This window comes from Streptococcus sp. 27098_8_70 (assembly GCF_041432215.1).
Classification (GTDB): domain Bacteria; phylum Bacillota; class Bacilli; order Lactobacillales; family Streptococcaceae; genus Streptococcus; species Streptococcus oralis_CP.
In genome coordinates, this window is sequence record NZ_JAPVZD010000003.1 from 1 (window position 1) to 25,942 (window position 25,942).

Annotated in this window: 28 protein-coding genes; all 28 read right to left on the minus strand. The window is 40.6% G+C overall.

Features of this window, described 5'->3' with window-relative positions:
* Positions 1-1,937: SIALI-17 repeat-containing surface protein (locus O3655_RS06605; protein WP_371641255.1), on the minus strand; the 1,937-nt coding region annotated here is incomplete at its 3' end.
* 294 nt (positions 1,938-2,231) lie between these two features.
* On the minus strand, positions 2,232-5,024 hold the full coding sequence (gene ileS, locus O3655_RS06610) for an isoleucine--tRNA ligase (RefSeq protein WP_084944148.1): 2,793 nt from the start codon (positions 5,022-5,024) through the stop codon (positions 2,232-2,234).
* Between the two features lie 251 nt (positions 5,025-5,275).
* Positions 5,276-6,070, minus strand: a complete 795-nt coding sequence (locus tag O3655_RS06615) for a DivIVA domain-containing protein (protein WP_044020427.1) — start codon at positions 6,068-6,070, stop codon at positions 5,276-5,278.
* A 16-nt stretch (positions 6,071-6,086) separates the two neighbouring features.
* Positions 6,087-6,341 carry a DivIVA domain-containing protein gene (locus tag O3655_RS06620; RefSeq protein ID WP_000028988.1) on the minus strand — a complete coding sequence of 85 codons (255 nt, stop codon included), beginning with the start codon at positions 6,339-6,341 and terminating at the stop codon, positions 6,087-6,089.
* A gap of 8 nt (positions 6,342-6,349) precedes the next feature.
* The gene (locus O3655_RS06625) at positions 6,350-7,141 is read right to left on the minus strand and encodes an RNA-binding protein (RefSeq protein ID WP_000126363.1); all 792 of its coding nucleotides are present in this window, start codon (positions 7,139-7,141) and stop codon (positions 6,350-6,352) included.
* Complete coding sequence (locus O3655_RS06630; protein WP_000576501.1) at positions 7,138-7,398, minus strand: YggT family protein; 261 nt, start codon at positions 7,396-7,398, stop codon at positions 7,138-7,140. Before O3655_RS06630 ends, O3655_RS06625 begins: the two co-directional genes overlap by 4 nt.
* On the minus strand, positions 7,398-7,928 hold the full coding sequence (locus O3655_RS06635) for a cell division protein SepF (protein WP_000053367.1): 531 nt from the start codon (positions 7,926-7,928) through the stop codon (positions 7,398-7,400). Before O3655_RS06635 ends, O3655_RS06630 begins: the two co-directional genes overlap by 1 nt.
* Before the next feature lie 9 nt (positions 7,929-7,937).
* Complete coding sequence (locus O3655_RS06640; RefSeq protein ID WP_371641256.1) at positions 7,938-8,609, minus strand: YggS family pyridoxal phosphate-dependent enzyme; 672 nt, start codon at positions 8,607-8,609, stop codon at positions 7,938-7,940.
* 3 nt (positions 8,610-8,612) lie between these two features.
* On the minus strand, positions 8,613-9,869 hold the full coding sequence (ftsZ, locus tag O3655_RS06645; RefSeq protein ID WP_000144261.1) for a cell division protein FtsZ: 1,257 nt from the start codon (positions 9,867-9,869) through the stop codon (positions 8,613-8,615).
* Positions 9,870-9,885: 16 nt separating this feature from the next.
* Complete coding sequence (ftsA, locus tag O3655_RS06650) at positions 9,886-11,256, minus strand: cell division protein FtsA (protein WP_000196345.1); 1,371 nt, start codon at positions 11,254-11,256, stop codon at positions 9,886-9,888.
* A 236-nt stretch (positions 11,257-11,492) separates the two neighbouring features.
* The gene (locus O3655_RS06655) at positions 11,493-12,197 is read right to left on the minus strand and encodes a TIGR02206 family membrane protein (RefSeq protein WP_001055269.1); all 705 of its coding nucleotides are present in this window, start codon (positions 12,195-12,197) and stop codon (positions 11,493-11,495) included.
* Positions 12,198-12,395: 198 nt separating this feature from the next.
* The gene (locus O3655_RS06660) at positions 12,396-13,007 is read right to left on the minus strand and encodes an NUDIX hydrolase (RefSeq protein ID WP_049478463.1); all 612 of its coding nucleotides are present in this window, start codon (positions 13,005-13,007) and stop codon (positions 12,396-12,398) included.
* A complete protein-coding gene (gene murF / locus O3655_RS06665) occupies positions 12,994-14,367 on the minus strand; it encodes a UDP-N-acetylmuramoyl-tripeptide--D-alanyl-D-alanine ligase (RefSeq protein WP_084878749.1) in 1,374 nt (457 codons plus the stop codon). The genes O3655_RS06660 and murF overlap by 14 nt, the downstream gene beginning before the upstream one ends.
* An 84-nt stretch (positions 14,368-14,451) precedes the next feature.
* A complete protein-coding gene (locus tag O3655_RS06670; RefSeq protein ID WP_000814699.1) occupies positions 14,452-15,495 on the minus strand; it encodes a D-alanine--D-alanine ligase in 1,044 nt (347 codons plus the stop codon).
* Between the two features lie 104 nt (positions 15,496-15,599).
* Positions 15,600-15,737 (minus strand): hypothetical protein, encoded by a 138-nt coding sequence (locus O3655_RS06675; protein ID WP_000240324.1) that lies wholly within the window; start codon positions 15,735-15,737, stop codon positions 15,600-15,602.
* A 55-nt stretch (positions 15,738-15,792) separates the two neighbouring features.
* Positions 15,793-16,425, minus strand: a complete 633-nt coding sequence (locus tag O3655_RS06680) for a hypothetical protein (RefSeq protein WP_070568408.1) — start codon at positions 16,423-16,425, stop codon at positions 15,793-15,795.
* Between the two features lie 371 nt (positions 16,426-16,796).
* Entirely contained in the window at positions 16,797-17,015 is a 219-nt protein-coding gene (locus O3655_RS06685; protein ID WP_254728129.1) for a TipC family immunity protein, read from the minus strand.
* Positions 17,016-17,136: 121 nt separating this feature from the next.
* The gene (locus tag O3655_RS06690; protein WP_000746268.1) at positions 17,137-17,424 is read right to left on the minus strand and encodes a TipC family immunity protein; all 288 of its coding nucleotides are present in this window, start codon (positions 17,422-17,424) and stop codon (positions 17,137-17,139) included.
* Between the two features lie 179 nt (positions 17,425-17,603).
* Complete coding sequence (locus O3655_RS06695; RefSeq protein WP_070696232.1) at positions 17,604-18,131, minus strand: thiol-disulfide isomerase; 528 nt, start codon at positions 18,129-18,131, stop codon at positions 17,604-17,606.
* A gap of 85 nt (positions 18,132-18,216) precedes the next feature.
* Complete coding sequence (locus O3655_RS06700; protein WP_308697153.1) at positions 18,217-18,750, minus strand: thiol-disulfide isomerase; 534 nt, start codon at positions 18,748-18,750, stop codon at positions 18,217-18,219.
* A 51-nt stretch (positions 18,751-18,801) separates the two neighbouring features.
* Positions 18,802-19,428 (minus strand): hypothetical protein, encoded by a 627-nt coding sequence (locus O3655_RS06705; RefSeq protein WP_002881042.1) that lies wholly within the window; start codon positions 19,426-19,428, stop codon positions 18,802-18,804.
* The gene (locus tag O3655_RS06710) at positions 19,425-20,051 is read right to left on the minus strand and encodes a hypothetical protein (RefSeq protein ID WP_001242084.1); all 627 of its coding nucleotides are present in this window, start codon (positions 20,049-20,051) and stop codon (positions 19,425-19,427) included. Before O3655_RS06710 ends, O3655_RS06705 begins: the two co-directional genes overlap by 4 nt.
* Positions 20,048-20,656, minus strand: coding sequence for a hypothetical protein (locus O3655_RS06715; RefSeq protein WP_000780960.1), 609 nt, complete (start codon positions 20,654-20,656; stop codon positions 20,048-20,050). The genes O3655_RS06710 and O3655_RS06715 overlap by 4 nt, the downstream gene beginning before the upstream one ends.
* A 10-nt stretch (positions 20,657-20,666) precedes the next feature.
* A complete protein-coding gene (locus O3655_RS06720; protein WP_000538407.1) occupies positions 20,667-22,241 on the minus strand; it encodes a virulence protein in 1,575 nt (524 codons plus the stop codon).
* Positions 22,232-22,603, minus strand: a complete 372-nt coding sequence (locus O3655_RS06725) for a hypothetical protein (RefSeq protein ID WP_227743429.1) — start codon at positions 22,601-22,603, stop codon at positions 22,232-22,234. The genes O3655_RS06720 and O3655_RS06725 overlap by 10 nt, the downstream gene beginning before the upstream one ends.
* Positions 22,591-22,866: a TIGR04197 family type VII secretion effector gene (locus O3655_RS06730; protein ID WP_000509001.1), complete on the minus strand. Its 276-nt coding sequence runs from the start codon at positions 22,864-22,866 to the stop codon at positions 22,591-22,593. The genes O3655_RS06725 and O3655_RS06730 overlap by 13 nt, the downstream gene beginning before the upstream one ends.
* 302 nt (positions 22,867-23,168) lie before the next feature.
* Positions 23,169-23,765, minus strand: coding sequence for a recombination mediator RecR (gene recR / locus O3655_RS06735; RefSeq protein WP_000966758.1), 597 nt, complete (start codon positions 23,763-23,765; stop codon positions 23,169-23,171).
* 10 nt (positions 23,766-23,775) lie between these two features.
* On the minus strand, positions 23,776-25,818 hold the full coding sequence (pbp2b, locus tag O3655_RS06740; RefSeq protein WP_371641257.1) for a penicillin-binding protein PBP2B: 2,043 nt from the start codon (positions 25,816-25,818) through the stop codon (positions 23,776-23,778).
* Positions 25,819-25,942 lie beyond the last annotated feature (124 nt).

Sequence of the window (25,942 nt, forward strand, 5' to 3'; positions counted from 1 at the left end):
CCTTGGACTCCTGGAGTCGCAATTTGACGAGCATCTCGAACCAATTCATCCGTTTCTTCTTCACGAATTGTGAAGTTAATTCTCTCAACCCGAGTTTCGTCAGTATATGTCAACGGATACTCTGGCAGGGCGTCTGCTTGCGGTGGATCGTTCGGTACCATGCTTGGTTTAGCTGTTCCGACTTTGACAATTTGCGTTACTGGAGCCAAGGTTTCTTCATTCGAAAGTTCTTGGCGGTCGACAACTTGACCATTGGAACTGTAAACACGAGTCTTGATGGTCCGCTCACCTTGGACTCCTGGAGTTGTGATTTGACGACTTCCTTCTGGAATCTCATCTGTATATTGCTCGTCAATAGAAAAATCAATCTTTTCTATTCTAACCTCATCATTTGTAGTCAATTCCAACTCAGAATTCTCATGAATAGGAGCTGTATCAGGATTTGTCCCATATTCTGTCAGTTCTGGAATCTCTTGAACTGGAGCTGTATCAGAACTGGTGCCATACTCTGCCAATTCTGGAACTTCGTGAACTGGGGCTGTTTCTGGAGTTGTGCCATATTCCGTCAATTCTGGAATCTCTTGAACTGAGGCTGTCTCAGAATTTGTGCCATATTCTGTCAATTCTGGAACTTCGTGAACTGGAGATGTTTCAGGACTTGTGCCATATTCTGTCAGTTCTGGAGTCTCACGAACCGGAGACGTCTCAGGACTAGTTCCGTACTCTGCTAATTCTGGAACTTCGTGAACTGGAGATGTCTCGGGACTGGTTCCGTATTCTGTCAATTCTGGAACTTCGTGAATTGGAGAGGTTTCAGGACTTGTGCCATATTCTGCCAATTCTGGAACTTCATGAACTGGAGTTTCTTTTGGTATCGAGTTAGTTGGAGCTGTTCCAACTAAAATAATTTCAGAAACAGGTTCAAGCGTCACTTGATCAGAAATCATTTCGCTTTTTACGATTTCTTGATTCTCATGATAATGACGAGTCACCACTGTACGTTGACCTCGAACACCTGATTGTATGACTTTTGATTGCCCTTGAGCCAATTCATCGGTATATTGGTATTTTGTCTGATAAGGAAGTTCTTGAACTGACTCCTGCTCACTAATTTTTAGTTCTGGCAAGTCATAAACGGTGCTTAGACGAGCAGACTCTCTCTCCTTAGCAGCTATAGCTTCTCTTTCTTCCTCAGTTAAAGCATCCCCCTTATCTGAAACAATCTCTTTCATATCAAGATTTGTTTCACTCGGTTTAAGTTCACTTCCCTTCTCTTTCTCCAAGTCAAGTGTCGGATTTTCCTTCTGAACAGAATGAGCTAAATGACTATCATTTTGTTCTTCATTCTTTAAGTAACCGATATAGTCGTAACCATCAATTTTCAATGGCGCTGGCAGTGCATCTCCAAAACCCAAGTTAAGACTTTGATTATATGCAGCGAGCTCGATATTCGTCACTGCTAAGACTGTTGGAGATAGCAGTATGGATCCCATTCCAGTTACCAACAAGATAGAAGATAAATACCTCTTCCCATTTCTGCCTCTAACTACTACAAGCACTAGTAATGCAAGACCCATCGCTGTAAAAGTTGATTCCCAAAGGCCGGAGTGACCTGTCTTAGGCAATACTCCAGATGAATCCCCTTGAGTAGTCGGACGATAAACTAAGTAATAGGTCTCTGAAGCATCCTCAACATGCTTTGGAATCTCCCTTATCAAGGCACTCTTCTCTGCCTCCGTCAATTCAGACTCCACTACGTAGTGGTATTTGACATGAGCAGACTGCTGACTTTGAATTTCTGCTGCCTTTACAGAAGTCAAGTCCCCAGTTATTTGCCCACTCAAAAAGAAGCTTCCAATAGTCGCCGAAACGAGCCCAACGGACAACTTCCGGAAAGAAAAGCGCTGTCGTTTTTCTCCATAAAACTGATGTGTCATTCTAAAGATTTCCTTTTCAATATATTATTCAATCCTTTCTATTCTACCTGATTTCACTTGATTATTCAAATTATTTGTCGCGATTTTTAGAAGCAACACATGCTTTTTAAAAGTACCGAAAAACGACTCCTCTTTTTAAAAAATCTCAAAAAATCAACTTAAAACTTTCCTTAAAAATGTTGAATTTCTACATCTTTGTCCTAAGCTTTTACCAGCAAAAAAAGAGAGAAATGACTTTCTCTCTTTTACCTTTCCTCTCACCTTAAACTATGAGAAGACATATTTCTAATCTGATTATTTGGCTTCAAATCCTTCTGCAACTGCATCTGCAAAGTTTTCTTCTACGATGCTTGCACAGTGATCACAGATGACTGCATGGTAGCTGCGTTCTGCTGTTGTTGGGTCGATACGACGGCAACGGTCACAAACTTCACCTGCAGCGCGTTCAACTGTAAAGGCAACATCCTCAAAGCTAACTGCGCCTTCTGGAGCTGTACCTTCAGCGATGGTCAATTCTGACACGATCAAAAGTTGAGCTACATTGCTATCCACTGCTCCAAGAAGAGTTTTCACCACTTCGTTTGGATAAACTGTCAAGTGGGCTTCGAGTGATTTCCCGATAACTTTGGCATTACGTGCTTCTTCCAAGGCTTTTTGAGCTTGTCCACGGAAATCCATGAAGGCTGACCATGTATCCAAGATTTCTTCTTGGTTGGCAAAAGTTTCAGCTTCTGGTAATTCAGACAATTGAACGAAGTCTTCAGCTTCAAACTCAAGATATGACCAGATTTCCTCTGCTGTGTGAGGAAGGATTGGTGTCAAGAGTTTGGTGATTTTGACAAGAATGTCATAGAAGACTGTCTGCATTTGACGACGTTCGAGTGATTTTGCACCTTCGATGTAAACAACGTCTTTAGCGAAGTCAAGGTAGAAGGCTGACAAATCAACGTTGATGAAGTTCACCAAGGCCTTGTAGATTGTCAAGAATTCAAAGTTGGCATAAGCATCACGAATCGTTTTCACAAGCTGGTTAAAGCGAATGGTCATGTACTTGTCAACAGAACGAAGCTCATCGTAAGCTACTGCGTCTTGAGCTGGGTTAAAGTCAGATGTATTGGCAATCAAGAAGCGAAGAGTGTTCCGGATCTTACGGTAAGTTTCAGAGACTTGGCTCAAGATATCCATAGAGATACGCACGTCGTTGCTTGAGTCAACACTTGTTACCCAGAGACGCAAGATTTCCGCACCAAATTGTTTTTCAACATCACTTGGAGCAATGGTATTCCCAAGAGATTTAGACATCTTCTCACCTTTACCATCAAGGGCAAAACCTTGTGACAAGATTTGTTTGTAAGGAGCAACGCCATGGTTAGCAACAGATGTGATAAGTGATGAGTTGAACCAACCACGGTACTGGTCAGAACCTTCAAGGTAAAGATCTGCTGGATATTTGAGTTCTGGACGGTTGACCACTACTCCATTCCATGATGAACCTGAGTCAAACCATACGTCCATGATATCTGTTTCTTTCTTGAACTCGCCATTTGGTGAACCTGGATGAGTAAATCCTTCTGGCAAGAGGTCCTTAGCATCACGTTCCCACCAGATGATAGAACCGTGTTCCTCAAAGAGTTGAGCTACATGTTCAATAGTCTCAGCAGTCATGATTGGCGTTCCGTCTTCAGCATAGAAGATAGGAAGGGGAACTCCCCAAGCACGTTGACGAGAGATAACCCAGTCACCACGGTCACGAATCATATTGTAAAGACGAATTTTACCCCATTCTGAGTGGAACTTCACTTTTTCAATTTCATCCAAGATTTCTTGGCGGAATTTAGATACAGAGGCAAACCACTGTGGTACTGCACGCCAGATGATCGGTTTTTTCGTACGCCAGTCAAATGGATATGAGTGAGAAATTTCTTCCTGAGCAAGGAGTAAATCGCCTAGTTTTTCGATAACAGTTGGTACAACTTTGTCATAGAATTGACCTTCAAAGTCAGAGCCAGCATTGGCCATCATAATACCGCGTTCGTTAACTGTTACAGCAACTTCAAGGCCGTTGGCAACACCGACATTGTAGTCGTCCTCACCAAAACCAGGGGCTGTATGGACAATACCAGTACCAGAGTCAGTCGTAACGTGGTCACCAAGGATCACCAACTCATCTACAGCTGTATCCCATGGGTGGACTGTCACAATGTGATTCAATTCTTGACCACGGTAGGTCGCCAAGACTTGAACATCCGCCCAACCAAATTTCTCAGACAAACTGTTCAACAATTCTGAAGCAACTACAAACTTACGAGATTCACCAGCTGGTTGAACGACTACGTAGTCAATATCTGCTCCAACTGTCAAACCACGAGATGCTGTGATGGTAAAAGGAGTTGTTGTCCATACAACGATGTAAGTATCTGCATCTAGGACACCTTTTCCGTCTTTGACGCGGTTAGCATAGTAAAGGGAAGTTGAAAGCAAGTCATGGTATTCAATTTCCGCTTCAGCAAGAGCTGATTCAGATGACCAAGACCAGTAAACTGGCTTGGCACCACGGTAGATGTAGCCTTTCTTAGCCATTTCTCCGAAGACACGGATCTGAGCCGCTTCATAGTCCGGAGTCAAAGTCACATAAGGATTTTCCCAGTCGCCAGAAACACCCAATCGTTTAAAGTCTTCACGTTGTTTATCTACTTGAGAAAGAGCGTACTCGCGGCAAAGTTTCAAGTACTCAACCAAGTCCATTTCTTTGCGTTTAACGCCCTGTTTAGCCAAGACTTGCTCGATTGGCAATCCATGTGTATCCCAACCTGGGATGTAAGGAGCGTAAAATCCAGACATAGACTTAGAACGAACAATAATATCTTTAGAAATCTTGTTCATGGCATGTCCAACGTGGATATTTCCGTTTGCATACGGAGGTCCATCATGCAAGGTGAAATGTGGTTTTCCTTGGTTCAATTCTTGACGACGTTGGTAAAGTTTTGCTTCTTCCCATTCTTTTTGCCAAACTGGTTCTTTGGTTGGAAGACCAGCACGCATTGGAAAGTCTGTTTTCCCTAGATTGAGGGTTTCTTTAAGTTTCATTGTTACTCCTTTAATTTAAATTGACAAAATAAAAACCACGATTCGCAAAAAGGACGAAAATCGTGGTACCACCTTTGTTCGAAAAAAGACAGGGTCTCTTTTCCTCTTTTCCCGTAACGTGGGGGACGTCTAGTCTTACTGTTTTCGGACTGGATTGCTTGAGAGGATAATCTAACCACTAGGGATTGCAGGACTCTCACCATCTCCCGCTCGCTGAAAATATAGTTGGTTGGATCTTGTTCTCACATTTTTTATAGGATAAGAACAGATTCTTTATTTGCATCGTTCTCAGTTGCCGCAGTAGCTTCTACTTCAACTGACTCTTCATGCTGGTCACTTTCTTCTGTCTGTTGGTTTTGTTGAGCTTCAAACTCAGCTAATTCTTTGTTACCAGCCTCGATACGAGCTTGCAATTCAGCAACCTCTTCTGGTGTGAATTGACGAGTCATATCAATAGGCTCTTCCTCTGGTTGTAAAGATACAGTTTCACCAAGAACTTCACCCACCACTTCTTTAAAGGCTTCATCACTTGTCTGAAGGTAAGTAGCTGTTGGGCGAAGAATATCTTCCCAATCAGATGACTCGACAATAGCCAATTGACTTTCAATCGTAGACTTGAGGCGTTGATGGAATACACGGCTCTTATTCTTCAACTCTTCTGTCTCAACAGCCACTCTCTTCGCATTATCTGTAGCCTGACGGAGAATTTCATTTGCCTTGTATTTCGCTTCTTCAAGCAAACGCTGAGCATCTTGTTCAGCTTGTTGAATAATATTGTTTGAACGTTCTTGAGCAGCTTGTTTAACACGCTCCGCTGTATCTTGAGCAATCAAAACTGACTGACTCAAGGAATCCTTCATCTCATCAAAGTAAGACAAACGTTCTTCCAAACTCTTGATGTGTGTCTCTTTATCGTGATTGCTACGAACCAAGTCTTCGTAGTCACGAACAACGATATCCAGAAACTCGTCTACTTCTTCTGGATCAAAACCTCTAAATCTTGTACCAAAGGTTTTATCTTTAATTTCTAACGATGTAATTGGCATACTTTTCCTCACTTACTTAATAAAAAATAGAATCATTAATTGCTTCTGGTTCTTGCTCGCTTGTTACTGTTCTCTTAGGAATATCATTCGTATAATAGGAAAGACGTTCTTCTAGTTTTTTGATATAGAGTTCAGTTTCATCTTTGTATCGAATCATCTCCTCTAATTCAAAGTAAATCTTATCTAGAAATAGGTCAACTTCTTCCTGATTGTAGCCTCTGAATGTTCTTGAGAAAGCTTTATCACTTATTTCTTGTGGTGTAATCGACATATTTTTTCTCACTTGCTTAAAAGTAGCCTGACTGTTAGTTTTTTCTTATCCTTTTTGGTCTGACCATTGTCTTTGACAACTTTCAAACGACCAAACTTTCTCACACTGATCAAATCCCCAACTGCAACCTGGTAATCAGATTTTTCAACCACATGATAATTTACCTGGACAGATTTTTTCTCTATCAGTTGACTAGCTTGGTTTCTAGATAATTTCAAGGCACTTGATAAGAGGGCATCCAATCGAAAACTCGAAACTAAAATTTCTCGTTCTCTATAATCAATTTTAGACAAAATCCTATCGGTAAAAGGACGTTCCTCCAGCGATACAGGAAGTCTGCCAATCTTTCTTATTCCATCCTGAAAAAGAGGAATGAAATCACGATTGACAAAAATCTGTGCTCTCTTTTCATCTACCAAGATATCACCAAATAATTTACGGTCAATTCCTAGTTGGTTGATAATTGTTCCCAATATTTTTCCATGACTCAGTTGCTCAAACTTACTCGGATAGCAAATTTCCAACAAGGCCATTTCAAAGTCTGATATCTCCGGTTCAAAGTAATCTGGATAGAGAAGAACTCGAACCGACTCTGTCGGAAGAAAATCACCACTACTTTGGCAACCCAGTCCATATGTCCCAGCTAGTACCCTCAAAATCTGTTCCTGATGGGGATTGATAAAAGGAGTAAGTACCGGTGCATAGGTATCTTCTACCCGCTTGATCCACTCTAACCCCTTATCAATAAAGGGAATATCATCTTGGGAAAAATGCTGATAAATGGCTCGATTTGCTGTCATAGTAATAAGACTAGTCGTGTTAAGAGATTTCCAACAAACTGAATCAGAATCAGCGCTGCCCAAACCGTAAAATCAAGACCAGCAAATTGTAGATTGAGCTTACGAAGGGGCTCAATAACTGGGCGAGCAAGTCTGATAACTAAGCGACCTAGCTGGCTTTCATAGGCATTTGGAAACCATGAAAGAAGAGCAAATGCAACGAGAATGATGGAATAAATGCTAACCGCATTTTGGATTAAACGAATTAAGAAAATCATTATCTTGCTCTATTTCGTTTAATATCAAAACCAAACTCAGCGCTTTGTGATTCATCTGGAAGCTTGATATCTTCAATATTCACGACAACATTGACAGGCGTCAATAGATACATCGTACTCGCAACTTTTTTCATATTTCCAGCCAAGACATGACGGGCTCCATCCAAGTAATCAAGGCAACGACGGGCTTGAACCTCTGTCATATATTGGAAATCAATCAAAATACTTTCATTTCCAGCCAACAAATCTACAATTTCAGTTGCATCTTCATATTTTCTTGGATAGCGAACATCAATTGTCACTTTCTCATCTGAACGATGGCTTTGCATTGCCAATTCTTGCTGTCGCGCATGAAGACGAGTGATATTTGCATCTTTAGCTGATCCTGACTGAGCAGGTGCTGGTAATTCTTTAGAAGATGAGATGGCTGGGCTAACTGTTTCCTCTTGTTGAGTCTGGTAGTTAGTCGTTTCTTCTCCGTCTTCTGTAAAATAATCTATAAATTTATCGAATCTATCTTTTAAAGACATAGCTCTCTCCTATTTAAAAAATGCTGTACCGATTCGAACAAAGGTTGAGCCGAACTGAATCGCTTCTTTAAAATCACGACTCATTCCCATGCTTAGCTCTGTCATCGGCATATTAGGGATTTGTTTTTCTCTAATTTCTGCTTGCAGAGCCTGCGTATCCTTGAAAATTTCTTTCAATTCATCACTGTCTGCCTCAAAAGGAGCCATGGTCATTAAACCAACATACTCAATCTGATCTAACTCAGCCAATTCTGGCAAAAGTTCTAGCAATTCTTCTTTTGAAAACCCATGCTTGCTTTCTTCCCCAGAAATATTGACCTGCAAGAAACACTTGATAACATGATCTGTTCTCTTTTGAATTTCCTGGGCTAACTTTAAGGAGTCTAAAGCATGAAAGTAATCCACATATGGGATTACTTCTTTCACTTTCCGTCTCTGTAGTGTTCCTATTAAATGCCAAGTAACTGGGTAATCTTTCAAGGCCTGATATTTTTCTAAAAATTTATCGACTCGATTTTCACCTATATGACGGACACCAAGCGGAAGCAAGGCTTCCGCTGTTTGTACATCTACATACTTTGTCACTGCGATTACTGAAACAGCATCTAGAGCACGGTTGGCTTCTTGACTAGCATCAGCTATTTGCTGAAAAACTAATTCAGTATTTTTTTTCAAATTCATTGATTAACGATTTTTGAAGAATGGAGGTGTATCCAATTCATCTTCATCTTGTGAAACTGGTGTTTCGAAGCGTTCTACTGGTGAAACAACTGGATCTGTTTGGCGAACAATTGACTCACGACGCAAGTCCCAGTCTCCAAAAGCAGAGGCTTGGTTTGTTTCAAAACGACGTGGGCTTGATTTAGGCAATTCTGCTGTCTCTTCCAAGTCGAATTGACGGTCAAATGTGTGTGCTTGTGGCGCTTTAGTTGATGGACGTCCAACTGGTTGGTTGTTACGAGCTCCAACTACTTTTTCCACGCGCTCTTGACGAACACCTGTCGCTACAACAGTAACACGGATTTCATCCTTCATGCTTTCGTCAATTGATGTTCCAAGCCAGATGTTTACACCTTGACCAGCTGCTTGGTTGACAATTTCTGAAGCTTCTTCTGCTTCAATCAAAGTCAAGTCAAGACCACCAGTAACGTTGACGATGACATCCTCTGCACCATCAATAGTTGTTTCAAGAAGTGGAGAGTAAATAGCTTTACGAGCGGCTTCAACAACGCGTTCTTCACCACTACCGATACCGATACCCATAAGGGCATTTCCTTTATTTGCCATTACAGTTTTCACATCAGCAAAGTCAAGGTTAATCAATCCTGGGTTCGTGATCAAGTCAGTGATCCCTTGAACACCTTGGCGAAGAACGTTATCTGCTTCGCTAAGAGCTTCAAGAAGTGGCGTTTTCTTATCAACAATTTCAAGCAAGTTGTTATTAGAGATAATCAACAAAGTATCAACGTGCTCGCGAAGTTCGTTGATTCCTTCTACAGCGTACTGGCCACGTTTGCTTCCTTCAAATCCGAAAGGACGTGTCACAACACCAACTGTAAGAGCACCAAGATCTTTAGCGATACGTGCAATAACAGGGGCTGCACCTGTACCAGATCCACCACCCATACCTGCAGTGATAAAGACCATGTCTGCTCCAGTGATAGCTTCCGTCAAAGCTTCTTCACTTTCTTCTGCAGCTTTACGTCCAACTTCCGGACGACCTCCAGCACCCAAACCACGAGTCAATTTTGGACCAAGTTGGATAACTGTTTCTGCTTTCGTACTGCTAAGGGCTTGTACATCAGTGTTGGCTGCGATAAATTCTACACCAGCAACACCTTCGTCAACCATGCGGTTGATGGCGTTACCACCACCACCACCGACACCAATTACCTTAATAACTGCGCCTTGAGCTGCTGCTGTATCAAATGAAAATGTCATAATTTCTTATCCTCTTTTATTCATCAAACATGCTTCCGATCAAACCACGGAAACGTTCTGTTAGCTTCGGTTTACTTTGAGAACTTGCTTGGAATTCTTCCTTGGGAGCAACTGGAGCTTCCTGCACAGTTTCAGCTGGAGCTGCTTGTGCTGGACTTGGTTGCGCTACTGGATTCAAACGTTGATTTGGAATGCCAAAGTTGATTGGTTTTTGACGAAGGAATTCATCTCCTTTAACTGCTTTTTGAGCAAGAAGATTGACTTCAGTCAATTTACCAGCAAACTCAGACAAGCTAATCACGTGCGCAAATGCAGGGTTGCGAATTCCAACTTGATTTGGTACATAAAGTTTTACGCGAACACCAAATACTTCTTGGGCTAATTCAACAATTCCTGGCAAAATTGCATTTCCACCGATAAGGACGATACCTCCAGGTAAATCTAACAAGTGTCTTCTTTCCAACTCTTGTTTGATTTGGTCAAAGATATGTTTGATACGTGCTGAGATAATTTCTGCCAAGTAGCTTTCTGTTACTTCAACAGGTTCTACTTCACCAATTACTTCAACTTGGAAAGTTTCGTTACTTGCAAGTGGAACGTAAGCTTCACCATAGTTCAGTTTCAAACTTTCTGCAATTTTTTGAGATGTTTTCAAGACTTTAGAAATGTCTTTAGTAACGTAATCTCCACCTTCTTGGTAGATGTTAGTGAACTGCAATTCTTGGTTGCGAATAGTCGCTACAGTAGTCTGACCTCCACCCATGTCAATGACAGTTGCACCAAATTCACGTTCACCTTCATTGAGAACGGAGTTCACGATTGCCAAAGGTGAAATAATCACGTTATCAACATGAATACCTACACGCTCAACCGTCTTGCGAAGATTGTGTAGAATCGTACGAGGACCTGTGTAAAGCAGACCACGCATTTCCAAGCGGACACCCATCATACCACGAGGGTCACGGATGCCTTGGAATCCATCCACGATGAATTCTTCTGGAATAAAGGTAATCACTTCACGGTCAGGAGTCATGCTCTTTGTCAAAGCTGATTTGACAACATTTTCAACATCTTGATCTGTGATTTCTTTGGTATCTGAAGTTACAGGAATCATTCCTTGTGTTGGTTCAACCTGCAAGAGGTTTGCTGGAAGGCCAACGTTAACAGACTTAATAGAAATACCAGCTTTCTCTTCTGCCTGTGTGATTGCGGATTTGATCGCTGAAGCAGCTGCTTCAATATCAACAATAATTCCGTCTTTTACACCTTTACTTTTGGCATTGCTAACACCAATTACATTTACTTCGCCATCTCTATGCTCAGCTACTAGCACTTTAATCGAGCTAGTTCCGATATCTAAGCCTGTAAAAAAACCATCTCTAGTCATTACATCGCATCCTCTCTGTCTTCCAAGTTTCTCACTTCTATTTAATAACTATGTTTGGGCATAGCTATTCAAAGAATATTATAACACAAAAAATCCAATCGTGCTTAGTTTTTGATAAAATTCCTGCATGTTTTTTGAGAAAATTCTAGAAAAATTCTTCTTCTAAGAGATTATTTGAAGTTAACGTTCACAATTTCTTTTTTGTTTCTTAAAAATCCAAAAAAGAGAAGATCATTTTAGATCTTCTCTTGAATAAATTCTTCCGATTTTTGTTGTAAAAAATTTTCTACTAATTTCCCTGTTAAGCGAATTGCTATCACGATAACAGTCGAAACAATGAGATAATTTAAGGGCTGGCCGAAGCTTCCAACAAGTGGTGGTTTGTTTAAAAATCCATAATCTCCACCTACAACTAAGTTGACAACCCATATCAAGCCATTTAAGGCGAAGGTAATCACCACCACATTCTTCAAATCGAGAAGGGAAGGTTGATAGTTTCTAAACAAGTATAGGAGCGCATTTCCTAAAAGGGCAACATGTCCGATAATGAAGGACAAAATGGTCACGTGTGGAAATGGGTAGGGATCAAAGAGTGGGTAAGCCAGTGCTGCTGTTGCTCCAAAAGTTCCTAAAAGGGCAAAGTACTGTTTGTACTTGGATGTCCCTGGAATTAAGAGCATCACAAACATGGCGATACGGCAATGATAGAAGGGCAAACTTTCTGACAGAGGCATGAGATTCCCCCAATACCAGCTATACAGAACAATCAGTTGAACAGACTGAAGAATCTGAATAAAACGCTGGTAAGCAACTTTGTCGCGAAAACGATAAGAAGCATAAAAAGTAAGAGCCAATAAACATAACAAACCAATGTACCAGTGAAGTTCAAACTGGGGCGGTTCTGATATCTGTGTGGTAAATAATTTATCCCACAAATTCATATTCTATTCCTCGTTCATCTAGCTAGAGGCAGTAAAAAAAATTCACTCCCCCCAGCTTTTAAATTTTTTGAAAAAACTTGATTCTATGCCATGCATAGAATACTTGAGTCTTAAATTCGCAACCTATTATATCATTTGTATTGCAGAAATGCACCTTGTAGATACCCTTTTTTGATTTGTCAACTTCTCTAGCATAAACTAATCAACATATTGGTCTCTTTGTCCTTTATAAACTTGCCAAAGAATCTCCATTTGCTCCTTGGTGATGCGTTTTTCAGATAAAACTGGCAATTGGTCAATGGCAAAAAATTGAAGCTCAGCAATTTCTTGATTCTCTTGAAATTGTCCATCAAGAAGTTGGCATTCAAAGACAAACTTTGCATATTGTTTGCTCTGTAGTTGGAAACGATTGGTATCAAAAACTGCAAGTAACCTTTCAGCTTTTGCTGTAAAACCGGTTTCTTCTTCAATTTCTTTGAGAATATTTTCGGTTGGAGAGTAGCCGACTTCACCAAAACCACCTGGCAAAGCCCAACTATCCTCTCCTTTTCCTCTAACTAAACAGACTTTTTCATCCTCAACAATCCAAGCACGGACGTCCATCAGAGGAGTTGCATAAGCGGAAGTTGGTTTCAAGACTTCTGCAACTTCTTCTGCATCGAGGTCTGATACCTGATTCAACATTTCAGATAACAGGATTCGCAAGTCCTCGTAGCGCTCACGGTCAAACGGATCTTTTGTAAAGGTTAATCCAGTATCCGTAATGGCTAGCATTCTTTGCAGATACTTGGTAAAATCACTTGCATTCATTTTCTAAACTTTCTACCAGCTTGGCTAGATTCATGGAGTTCGATCCTTTGAGCAAAATTTGGTCATTGGCTCCAAGGCTTTCCTTAACCTGCTTGACTAGGTTTTCAAATTGGTCCTCGTCAGCTGTTTTCTTGAAGTAGAAAACGTGACCGATTGGGAACATTTGACTAGCAAGTTGGCTTAATTCGGCAATGTCTTCTCCATAGAAAATAACGGTATCCAGCACATCTGGCGATAGGCTTAAAATCATCTGGTTATGGAGTTGGACTGACTGGTCGCCGAGTTCCTTCATGTCTGCCAAGACTGCGATTTTCTTGCCTCCTTCGTTGGCTGGAATGGCAGAGAATGTCTCCAAAATCAACTTCATAGCAGTTGGATTGGCATTGTATACGTCAGACAGAATATCTGCTCCATTGGCTGCTTTCTTCCACTCAGTACGATTGCGGGTCAATTCTAGGTTCTGGAAGGCCTGATGAATTTGCTCCTCTGGCACTCCTTCTTGTAGAGCCACATAAGCAGCAATCATAGCATTGGTGGCATTGTACTTACCTGTCACTGGCAAATCGAGGGCTTGTTCCAAAAAATTAGCCTTAAAGGTCAGACTATCCTTGCGCTCAATCAAGTCCGTGATTTCTAACTCAGCTCCTGGCCCAAAACGGACCACTTTTTTATCTGTAGGCAAGTAGTCCTCTACAATCGGGTCAGCTGGTGCCAAAAGCAAAGAACCTGGTGCCATACCATCAGCAATTTGCATCTTCCCTTTAGCAATCTCCGAACGGTCTTTGAAAAAGGCCAAATGAGCCTCTCCAACCAAGGTCACAATGGCTGTTTTTGGATGAGCTAATTCAGACAAGAGATGGATATCTCCCAAGTGATCCTGCCCCATCTCCAAGACCAACTTTTCAGTCTCCTCAGGCATATGGAGAACCGTATAGGGAAGACCAATCTCGTTATTGTAATTGCCTTGCGTTTTGTAGGTCTTGTAGGTTGTTGACAGTAAATGCGCCAACATATCCTTGGTCGTCGTCTTGCCATTTGAACCCGTTACTGCAAAGACATCAACTGCCGTTTTTTCAAGATAGTAGGCTGCAAGGGTTTGAAAGGCAGTCAAAACGTCGTCTACTAGAATGTAGGGATGATTTGCAACCTCTTTCTCAGACAAGGTTACTACTGCACCATTTTCAAAAGCTGTTTCGATAAAGTCGTGACCGTCACGCGCACCTTTAAGTGGCACAAACAAATCACCTGTCCCAATCAAACGACTGTCAAACTCAGCCTTTTCTAACTGAACGTCCGCAAAAAGACTAACGTCATTTTTAGCTCCTACAACTTGGGCCACTTCATGGATTGTTAATTTCATTTCTACTCCTTTAAAAAGGGTTGAAGTCCAAGAACTCTAGTCACCATGCAGTGATCGTTCTGACTTCTACCCCTTCTTTCATTTTTATAGCAAATGCGCTTCGCGCTTGTCAAAGCTTTCCTTAGCAAGGTCAACCAAATGCTCGATTAGTTCTGGGTAGCTGAACCCCATATTGTCCCAAAGCAGTGGATACATAGACCACTGGGTAAAACCTGGCATGGTATTGAGCTCATTTAGGAAAATCTCGCCCTTATCGGTATAGAAGAAATCACAACGAGACAGACCGAGGCCACCGATTGCACGGAAGGCTGTTTCTGCATTATGACGCATGACAGCTACTACATCATCACTAATCTTGGCTGGGATGTCCATGGTAATCTTGTTATCGATATATTTGGCATCGTAGTCATAAAAGGCAACATCCTTGACCACTTCACCAGGAAGCGTGCTCTTCACTTCGTAGTTGCCCAAGAGACCAACCTCGATTTCACGGGCATTTACCCCTTGCTCTACCAAGACACGGCTGTCATATTGGAAGGCAAGTTCTAGAGCTTGGCGGAGTTCTTCTTGGTTTTCAGACTTAGAAATACCGACACTGGAACCCATGTTTGACGGCTTCGTGAAGACTGGATAAGTCAGTTTTTCTTCAACTTCAGCGATTTTAGAAGTCACATCATCTCCTTCGACAATGGCCACATAAGGAACTTGAGCGATCCCGACAGATTCTAACACACGCTTGGTCGTGATTTTATCCATGGCAAGACTTGATGACAAGATATTGCAACCGACATAAGGCATTTTCAAAACTTCAAGGAATCCTTGAACAGAGCCATCTTCTCCCATCGGACCATGAAGAACTGGAAAGACCACTGCACCTTCTTCATAGATGGCACTTTGCGCGATTTTCTTGTCCCAGTCAATGGTCTCATTGGTCATGAGACGATCCTCTTGACCTGGAGTCTGGCTAAATTCTTGCGTTTTGATAAAGTCACCTGATTGGCTGATGAAGAAAGTCTTGACTGTGAAACGATCGTAGTTGACCACACGCATCACACTTTCAGCTGAAAGGACAGAGACTTCACGCTCTGCACTACGCCCACCGTATAAAAGAATAATCGTTTGTTTCATATTGCTTGTCCTAATTCTAATAGAATATTCGTTCTTTAGTATATCATATTTGCTTCTTTTTTGAAACTTGTATCTAAAAAAGCCCTCATTTGAGAGCTGAAATTTTACCTATCCACCACTTGAGCTTCAAAGTGCGCCGGTTTGTCGTCTACATTGGTGATGGTGATCGTGTAGGACTTGTTATTGGTTACATAAAAAACTTTCTCCCCTTGGTAGCTGACAACAATCCCATTCTTTACCAAATGAATATCTTTTTGATTGTTTGGAAGCTCTTTATCATCATACCTTTTGGGAGCTCTATCTATTCTGCAAAATTTCGTTCTCTTTCCTTTTTCTACGCTGACCCGACCACCTGATACACTGCAACAATACTATCATACGAAGAATCAAATAAACCAAACGAAGGATTTTCATCTTTCCAAGAACTGATAAGAAGGTTTTCCTTGCATTCCCCACTTCTTGAACTAACTGTTCAACCGTTTTACCTGTTTCCTCTTTAATAGCAACTGCATTCTTTGAAATCAAATAATAATTTTGTTCTAATCTGCTGATATAGGCTTTGGAAATTGGCTCGTCTAAGAAAAAATATACTCTATCAGCATACTCATCCTGAGACAGCGTATAGTAAACTTCAGCTTCACTCTCCCATTTTTTAGGAAAACTAGTTATTCTTATATTTCCATAGTCTAAATGCATCATTCCAACTAAAACGTCATTAGTCCATTCTTCCGCATAATGGTATAATTTCATTTTCTTATCTACCATTGGCCAAACTATAACATACCGACTATGCATGAATTCCTTAGTTAATGCCGAGTTACTTGCCAAGCTGGTCGCACCAATCTCATATACTGACCAAATAAGAACTATGAGCATTAGGACAGCTTGAGTTGGTTTGTTTTTATAATAGTTTCTTATTCTTTTTAACATTTTACTCTCCAACTGCGGGATTAGGTTTATCTAAATCTTTTTTGACATTTTGACTAGTATTCGCCACTAGAGCCTCTCTTGCATATTCGAAAGAAACAAGCTGATTGTTACTTTCAAAGCAAATAAGTCTCCTTTACCAAACAATTACAACAACTGAGGCCTAGTTTACGGTTCCTAAATCTACCGATCCACCACTTGAGCTTCAAAGTAAGCTGGCTTGTCGTCTACATTGGTGATGGTGATAGTATAGGGAGTTTCTTTCGTCACACCAAAAGAAAGCAGACCAAAGCTATCGAATAAAATAAAATGTTCTTAAGAACTCTGTCATGGCAACCTGCATTTATAAAACCATTGCCTCGCCGTTCCGTTTGTTATTCTGTTCTCCATATATCCTTAACTGTCACTTCTCCCCAATTATCGGGGCTAAAACGACTAGAGTAGATAGTGGTCCAGTCTTTAAGGACTTTATTAAGGAGTACATTATCTGATTCCTTGCGAATCTCATCAACAGTCTTACTGTGTTTTGCAAGAAAGTCCTCTACTTGAGACTGATGAAAATATCCTGTACTCTCATCATCATAGTACCACATAAACCGTTCTAAATTGCTGATTGTTTACATCGTACAGGTACTCTATATTTATAGTTGTCTCTGTATCTGGCAGTTTCAAACGCATCTCTATCCCAACTTTCGTCATCTCCTGAAATCCAAATTAAAAATAATAACCTAGAGATTGAATAGTATTTGGTAAATCTACACTTTTATAATCAATAGAATGAATAGAAATTTCTTGAGAATCGTTGTCCACAAATTTTAAACTTTTTAACTTATAAAAAGCTCGTCCTTTCCAGAGAAATGTATAATTGTGATAATCACTTTCTTCGTAGTATATTTCATCAAAAATATTATGAACTCTCTGATATTTATAGTACTGAAAACCAGAGAAAGATAATAATAGAACTATTAGCAACGAAAAAATTACAAATTTTCTCTTCTTCATCTAATCACCTCATCTCTGTCAACTCTTGATTCCCTGTTTCAATATTTCGAATGAAATTATAAGTACTTGGGTAATTTTTTTGTATCTCATCTACGGTATCTTTTTCTAGTAAAATCCCTCAACACACCCCGTTGTTCATACAGCATTGCGTTGAGCAAGAAGCTACTTTCTCTGGCAAACTATCCATACAAAGTCTGATATATCTTTTTCATGAAGCCATCAAGCTCTTTTTGAACAATCTTTAATAGGCGCTCTTCTTCGACTTTGGGAATAGTCACCCTCTCATTTATATTTTTTTCATTTATTTGAAAATAGGCGCTAGAAGTTAAATCAAAGTTCTTATCCAATTCATATAGTACGCTAGTTATTTTACCATCTATCTCTATTTCAAAATAAGCAGTAACCCCATTACGTCCAGGATGTGATATTTTCAAATCGATGTCTCCTTTTATCTCTATGGAGTCAATTCCTCCATCCAAGCGAATAGCTCCATCGGGAGGAACGACATAGCCCGCTTTACGGATGTCAGACGCATATTTTTCTGATGCCATCAAACGTTGTAAGACGACTATATTGTCCCTCTCTTCAAAGGAGGTTTTTAATTGCATATATTCTTGGTGGTTTTGATACTGAAAATAAAGATTCAAGCCAGTAGCTAAGACAATTACAGAACCAATCACGATTAGTATTTTTTTAAGTCCCGACATTTTTTTCACCCCCTCTGTCTAAGTAATCATAGAAGTGTTGTTCATACAGCATTGTGTTGAGCAAGAAGTTACTTTCTCTGGCAAACTATCCATACAAGGTTTGATACATCTTTTTCATGAAGCCATCAAGCTCGCTTTGAACACTTCTCAACAAGTAATCTTCTTCGGCTTGTGAGATAGAAACAATCTCTCTTTTCCCGTTACCATTTTGCTGAGAATAGCTGGAATCAATTAAATTCAGATTTTTATCTAAAATAAAAGCTACATACGTTTGTTTTTCATTAACCTGTGTGATAAAAAATAACTGAAAATCCTTAGCATCCTTTTTGGGAGGGCTAATTTTCAAATGTAACTCTCCTTCTATTTCTAATGGATAAATAACTCCATCCAATCGAATAGCTCCGTCAGAAGGAATAGTATAACCTGCCTTGCGGATGTCAGATGCATATTTTTCTGATGATGTCAAACGATGAAGAACTTCAATTCTTTCATTTTTTTCAAAAGCTTCTCTTAAAGCACTAGATTGTTGGAAATGATTGTAAGTAAAATATAAAGGAATCGCTAATAGGAACAAGGACAATACAATCAACCACTTAAACTGTTTTACTTTATCTAACATTCGCCTTTCCTCTATCAACACTCTCTTTCAAATAAGTGTTATTATAAACTCTCACTCATCTTCCTCATCGTCATAAACACGTTCACCGTGGATTTTGATGTATTCCTCGCGTTTCCTATCCAATTCTTCCCAGATGGGATCGTCAATAGCGTCAATCGTCTGAATTTCTTCCAAACTTATCTCGTTTGCTTCATCAAAAGTTAGAGATAAGATATCTTGGTGCTTTTCCTTGAATTCCTCGACTGTTAGCCATGTTTTCTTATCATCTTCACTGATTCGTCCATCAATAGCAATCGCAATTTCAAGCGCCATAATATACATAGCACGTTTATCAACTGTTAAGACATCCAAATAATTAGAAGCGATTCTTAGATACTTTCCCTTTTCTCTACCATCGCTTTCATAACTTCCTTCATAATCTAAATCAATATTTTCATATTTTTGGGAATTGATTGCACTGCCACCTTTAACCTTGACCTCTTTCCAACGAGAGCCACTTGCTCCCCACTTATCTAAACGTAAAGATAGATAGAAGTCATTTTGTAGCATCTCATCATCCCCGACATTTGAAAAACTTATTTTTTGACCATTTCTTTCTTTAAACCACATTTTCCATGCGAGTTCTCTGTAGCCAAATGTCACTTTTCTAGTATAATCGCCTTTTAAATATAATTTCAATCGTCTTCCTCATCGTCATAAACACGTTCGCCATGGATAGCAATGTATTCTTCTCGAAGGCGTTCCTCCTCTTCCCATAGAGGATCTCTTACCGGTACCATTGTCTTTAATTCTTCCAAACTGATTTCAACAGCTTCATCATAAGTCAGTGAAAGAACATCCTTGTGCAACTCCTTAAAAGTCTCTACATCCATCCAGGTCTCTTTGCCATCCTCGCTAATCTGACCATCAATGGCAGAAGCCACCTCGACTGCCATGATATACATAGCTCGTTTATCAACCGTTAAAATGTCCGTATGGGTAGTCGCAATCCTAAGGTATTCTCCACGTTCTCTCCCATCAGTAATAAAATCATTTTCAAATTCTAATTGAATATTTTCATCAGAAAACGAATTCCAAGGGTCACTCTTGTCATATGGTATATGATTCCATCGCTTATCATTAAATCGCCATTTATCAAATTGAACTCCAAAAAAGAAATCATCTTGCAACATCTCATCATCACCAACGTTTGAGTATGTAATAGGATGACCCTGCCATTCCTTAAACCACATTTCCCAGAGCAACTCTCTTGTCGTAAAGGTTATTTTTTTCTTAAAATCACTTTTGATATATAGTCTCATAAATCTGAGATATCGCCTCCATGTGCTAGTATATATTCTTTTCGACGATTGGCTTCTTCCTCCCAAAGAGGGTCGTCTACCACATCCATCGTTTGAATTTCAGTCAAACTTAGTTCATTTGCTTCTTCAAAAGTTAGAGATAGAATAGCCTCGTGCTTTTTCCTAAACTCCTCGACTGTTAGCCATGTCTTCTTATTATCCTCGCTAATTTGCCCATCAATCACCTTTGCAATCTCAAGCGCCATAATGTACATAGCTCGTTTATCAACTGTCAAAACTTCTAGATGGGTGGTTAAAATACGGAGATAGTCTCCCTTTTCATTATAATCCGTAGCAAATGCATCTTCAAAATTAATTTCAATACTTTCCTTAATATGTGAAAAGAGTCTTCGTACCCCTTCCTTTAGGGGGACACTAGACCATCTCTTATCGGCAGTGCCTTTCCTCAAGGATAAATTTGAGAAAAAATCTTCTTGTAATGCATCATTGTTCCCAGCATTTGAGTAAGAAATTTGCTCATCTTCTGGAAACCACATTTTACCAGCTAGTTCTAAATAACCATAAGGTACTCTTTTTGTATAATCACCTTTTAAATATAATTTCATTGTTCACTCCTTATTGCGTCAAGTATTTAAAAGCTTTCCACATATTTTTGATAACTTCTTCTTTAGCTCCTTTTCCAAGTCCATTTAGTTCAGATTGTTCATTTACCCAGTTTACAATATCCTGCCTACTTGAAATAGTTGAGGCTTCAATATCTATGTCGAGGTTATAACCTGACTTTCCACTCCCCGATTGAACTTGGATTTTCCCACTATCTGGCTCCGCATCAACTCGAATATTATCGACTTTTTTACCGTTAACTCGTCCAGAAATCTTTTTTCCAAAAGACTTACTCGTCGGTTTATTTGCCTTCCAGCTGTCATAGTTACTGGAATAATCAACCTGAATTTCGCCATTTTGTAAGGCTGTCTTTGTGATAGCTGATAAGCTAGTTACTGCTCCACTAGCTATCAGTACATTCCCATATTGAACCCCTGTTACAGATGCTGCGGTACCAGCTACGATACTTGTCCCTGCTGTTGGCGGACCAGCCATTACACTCAAGACTTCTAGGGCTCCACTCGCAAAGTAAACTCCCAATCCAGAGAAAATTTGAGCTACTCCACTCCAAAATTCGACTGAATTTGCTTCAAAGTTTTGGGCTTTTAGTTCATCAAGCTTTTTGTTAACCAAATGAGTATAGTCAGCATCATATTTCCCATTTTTTAAAACGACATAGCCTTGTTCCAAGGAATGAATTTCAATGATATTCCCTGTTTCATCAATCTTAAGAGTGTGATTGTAGTCGTCAATTATTTTATCCCATTCGGACTTGTCATGGCCTTTTAAGCGCTTCTTTAATTCGGCACGATAGTAGGCATCACCATCGTCCGATAGCATCATATCCCTAGAAGCTTTATTGATTGCACGAGTTTCTGAATCTTGAAAATCTCTTTTTGCATGCGAAACAATCTTCACATCCTTCATCTTTTGCACCCAGCTCATGTCCAGACCGTCCGCATAGTAGTTGCCATCGCTATCGACAATGACTTTACTTAGTTGCGTAGCTCCTTGAATCGCTAAGCTAAGGACTTCTAGACTATCGCTGAAATACTGGGAAACCTCTGAGACAAAAAATTCTAGTTTTTCAATCTTGTCATCCAAATCCTGAATACCTGACTCGATTTGAGACTTGGTATTGTAGAGGATGGTCTTCTCAGAGAAAGCTTTCCCCCAATTCAGTGTAAAGAAATCTTTGATTTGATTTAACCAATTCTCCCTCGCTTGAATCTGAGCTTCTACGATAGCTAACTGCTCTTCCCTCAATTTTTTCAGTTCCTTGAGCTGGTCCATGTCCAAATCTCCATATCCAGAGACCTGAGCATCCGCATTTTTGTAGGAGGTCAACTCTAGTTGGATATCATCTATCGCTGCTTGTAACTTCTTGATGCTGGGGATGATAATCTCTGTAAAAAGACCCTTCCCAGCTGTGTAGGCTGCTCCTGTCAGCTCACCTGAGTCTAAAGAGGAAATCAGGTGGTCACATCCACTAGATAAGCGGTCCGTGACTTCATTTGCGACCTGGAGATTGTTAGTCATAGCTTGAATCAATTCTTGGGATTCTTGTGCGCTGTATTTTACTCCCATGGTAGCCGATTCCTTTCTGATATCAGTTCTTCTCTAGCTTCATCGAAAGACCGACGAGCCTTCTTCGTTTGTTTTCCCAATTCATCCAGTTCCTCATCTACATAAGAGTTGATCTGTCGTTGAATGGTTCTATTATCACTTTCGATTTGCTCTATCACTTGACGAGAACTAGGCGAGATAGCTAATAGAGTCGCCATACGATGGTGGATACTCTGGATTTCTGAGTGAAAGTGAGTTACCTGCTGTTCATATTGTCTTTTTAGAGTCTGAAGACTTTCTTCTTTATCGTCAATCTTGACAATTTCTCGCCAAAGTTTGTAGCGTTTTTCTTCGTTCTTATCTGCCATTTTTAATGTTCCCATCTCTTAGCCAGCTCTACGTCGCGTTTTTCAATCTTATGAGCAATTTCTGGAAACTTATTTGCTTGGGTCAAAACAGCCGAGCTGAAATCACTGACTGCCTGAAGCATTTGGTTGCAGGCCTGACGTCCCGCTTCCATCCCAGCGATTTCAGAAGTATATGAAAATTCTACTTGCTGATTTTGCTTCTTGCTCGTGTCATACCCAACCAATTCATTAATAGCTGCCTCTGCTGCTATCGTGCTAGATTTTATCTTTCCACCCATACTTCAAACTCCCTTTATTCATTGTATATTGACCATATCATAACACAAAAATAGTACGATTTCAAAACAAACCCTAAGGGCAAGTGAGCTCATCTCCTTAGAGTAAACTCTATCGCTCAGTGAATGAGTTTGACAAAGACGCCACTAGTGATTTTGGAGACCCGTTTTCTGATGCCTTATAGTTTGAGTAGTCTTATTAGCAAGGCTTGTTCACCTCTCGTGAGAAACAGAAAAAGACAAGCCCTAGAAAAATTCCTAGGGCTCGTCTTATGTGTCATAATGAGCTACGTTTTAACTGACTCCTACAACTCTGTCCGATTTTCAATGGCTCGTAAGAGTGTGACTTCGTCCGCATACTCGATATCTGCTCCCACGGCTAGTCCTCGTGCTAGGCGAGTGACCTTGATACCAGCTGGCTTGAGCAAACGAGAGAGATACATCGATGTCGCTTCCCCATCCGCTGTCGCATTGGTTGCCACGATCACTTCTGAAACCTCACTATCCATGAGACGGGTCATAAGGCTCTTGAGGTTGATATCGTCTGGGCTGATACCATTCATCGGAGAAATGAGGCCATGCAAGACATGATAGAGTCCGTGGTATTCTTGGATATTTTCCATAGCAGCCACATCGCGACTATCCTCTAGCACCAAGATGGTTGTCTGGTCTCGAGTCGAATCCGTACAGATAGAGCAAGGGTCATCATCCGTCAGGCGACCACAGATGGAACAATAGGTCAATTCCCGTTTAGCAGACAGGAGATTTTTGGCAAATTCATTGACATCGTCATCAGACATTCCAATGGTATAGAAGGCTAGGCGGGTAGCCGTTTTAATCCCGATACCTGGTAACTTTGAATAGCTATCAATCAGCTTGGCAATAGGTGTTGGATACAGCATAAGTTCCTTTCTAATTCATTGGATGGTGTTGGTTATAGAGGTTGATAATGTCGCGCGCAATGGAAGGTCCAACACCGTTTGTTAGGTTGGTGTTATGAGGAAAGACGACTGCGACCGCAATTTGGGGATTATCCGACGGTGCATAAGCGACGGCATTGGTGTTATTAGCTTTTTGACCGCCATTAACGTAACTTTCGGCAGTACCCGTTTTCCCACTGATGGATACGGCTGCGCCATTTGAAAAGGCACGACCTGTCGTAAGGGCACTCGTTCCATGCGAAACTTGATAGAAACCTTGGTGCAAGATAGCCATATCGGCTTCTGAGATATTGACCTTGTTCATTTCCTTGGCAGCTGTTTCCTGAACTAGACTGCCTAAGCCACCTTGGTCATTGTTTCCATAAACCCCTTCAACGATGTGAGGAGCCAAACGTACGCCATTGTTTGCAATGGTTGCGACATACTGGGCTAACTGCATCGGTGTGTAGTTATCAAACTGACCAAAGGAATTATTGATATAGTTCCCCAAATCAAATTCTTTTGGCGTAAATCCTGTAGATTCATCTGGGAGGTCAATCCCTGTTGAAGCTCCGAGTCCATATTCCCCAAAGGTTGATCGCAATTTGCCCATTGCAGTCTCTAACTGTCCCGTTGCGACTGTCATGTTTGGTGTGTAGGTCTGTCCCATGATTCCTAGCGCAGTCTGAACCATATAGGTATTAGAAGAGTATTCTAGAGCCTCAACTGCTGTAATCGGGAAAGAGCCATAGGACAAGGTGTACCATGAATTGATAGGGGCCGAACCTTGGAAAACAATCGGCTGGTCTGTCAAGGTTTGATTACCTGACAAGACTCCATTTTCCCAACCAGAGCTGATGGTCGCTGCCTTAACGACAGATCCTGGCACAAAGACATTGGTTATCGTTCCAAGCGAATCTGAACTTAATTTTCCGGATTCGACATCATGCTTGACACCTGACATGGCCAAAACTGCTCCGGTTTTAGGATTGAGGGCTACGGCGTAGACTCCTTCAGAATATTTGGCTCCACCATTGCCCAACTCTGAGTTGAAGTAACTCTTGAGTAGGTCATCCACACCATTCTGGAAAGCTAGGTCAACCGTTAACTTGATATTGTTTCCTTTGCTTCCTTCTTCGACATTTTCCACACTTTCCATATTTCCGTGTTTGTCGAGGTGGATTTCTTTGACGGAGCGTTTGCCTTGAAGAACATCTTCATATTGCTTTTCAAGATAGGAAGTTCCCACTCGGTCATTGAGAGAATACCCTTTTTTGAGATAAGCATCAACTTCCTCAGCTGGAAGTCCTGACTTCTCATTTGAAACGCTACCAACGATTGTTGATAAAGATGTATCCAGTACTTTACGATCCCATGAGGTTGAAATGCTGATACCTGGTAATTCCTTGGACGCTGATGCAACGAGAGCAACTTGGGTATCATCTAAGGCGTCCGTAGAAATGGTTCCCGTTGCAAAATTTTCAACAGCATTGAGCTGACTAAAGAGATAGATTTCCTTTTTCTGGTCATCTGTATAATTAAGTTGACTCACGTCAATGCTTTCAACCGCATTATTGTAAAGTGTCGCTTCCGATAAGCGGTTCCCATCTGAATCCAGGCGTTTATCGCTTGGCAAGGATTCGACTGTTTTTTTGTAAATATCCTGATCCGCCAAGTAATAATCTGCAATCTGTCGATCAGTCAGATCAGGGGAGGTTACATTTACATATGTGAGAAGTTTCTTGGCTGTCTCCTTCAATTCAGTTGCAGTCATTTTATTGTTTCGTGTGAAAGAAACAACCTGCTTGACAGTGTTTTCTACCAAGGGTTTCCCTGCCGCATCATAGATCTGTCCACGAGCTGAACTAGTTGTTACCCTTGTTTGGCTGGCTGAGGTCAATTTTGTTTCATAAAAATCCTTATTGAGCACCTGCATGTATAACAAACGACCAATAATGGCCATAAAGAGCAGGATGACAATCGCAAATAGTAAATTAAGCCGAATCGGAATCGAATGGCTATTAAATTTTCTCATACAACTAAGACTCTTTTCTAGAAAAATTCCCGATTTCCACCTTTATTTTCCCTAAAATAATAGAGCAAACAGGTGAAGCTCAGTACATTTCATTGTACCATATTTTACGGAGAAACTCTTGGAA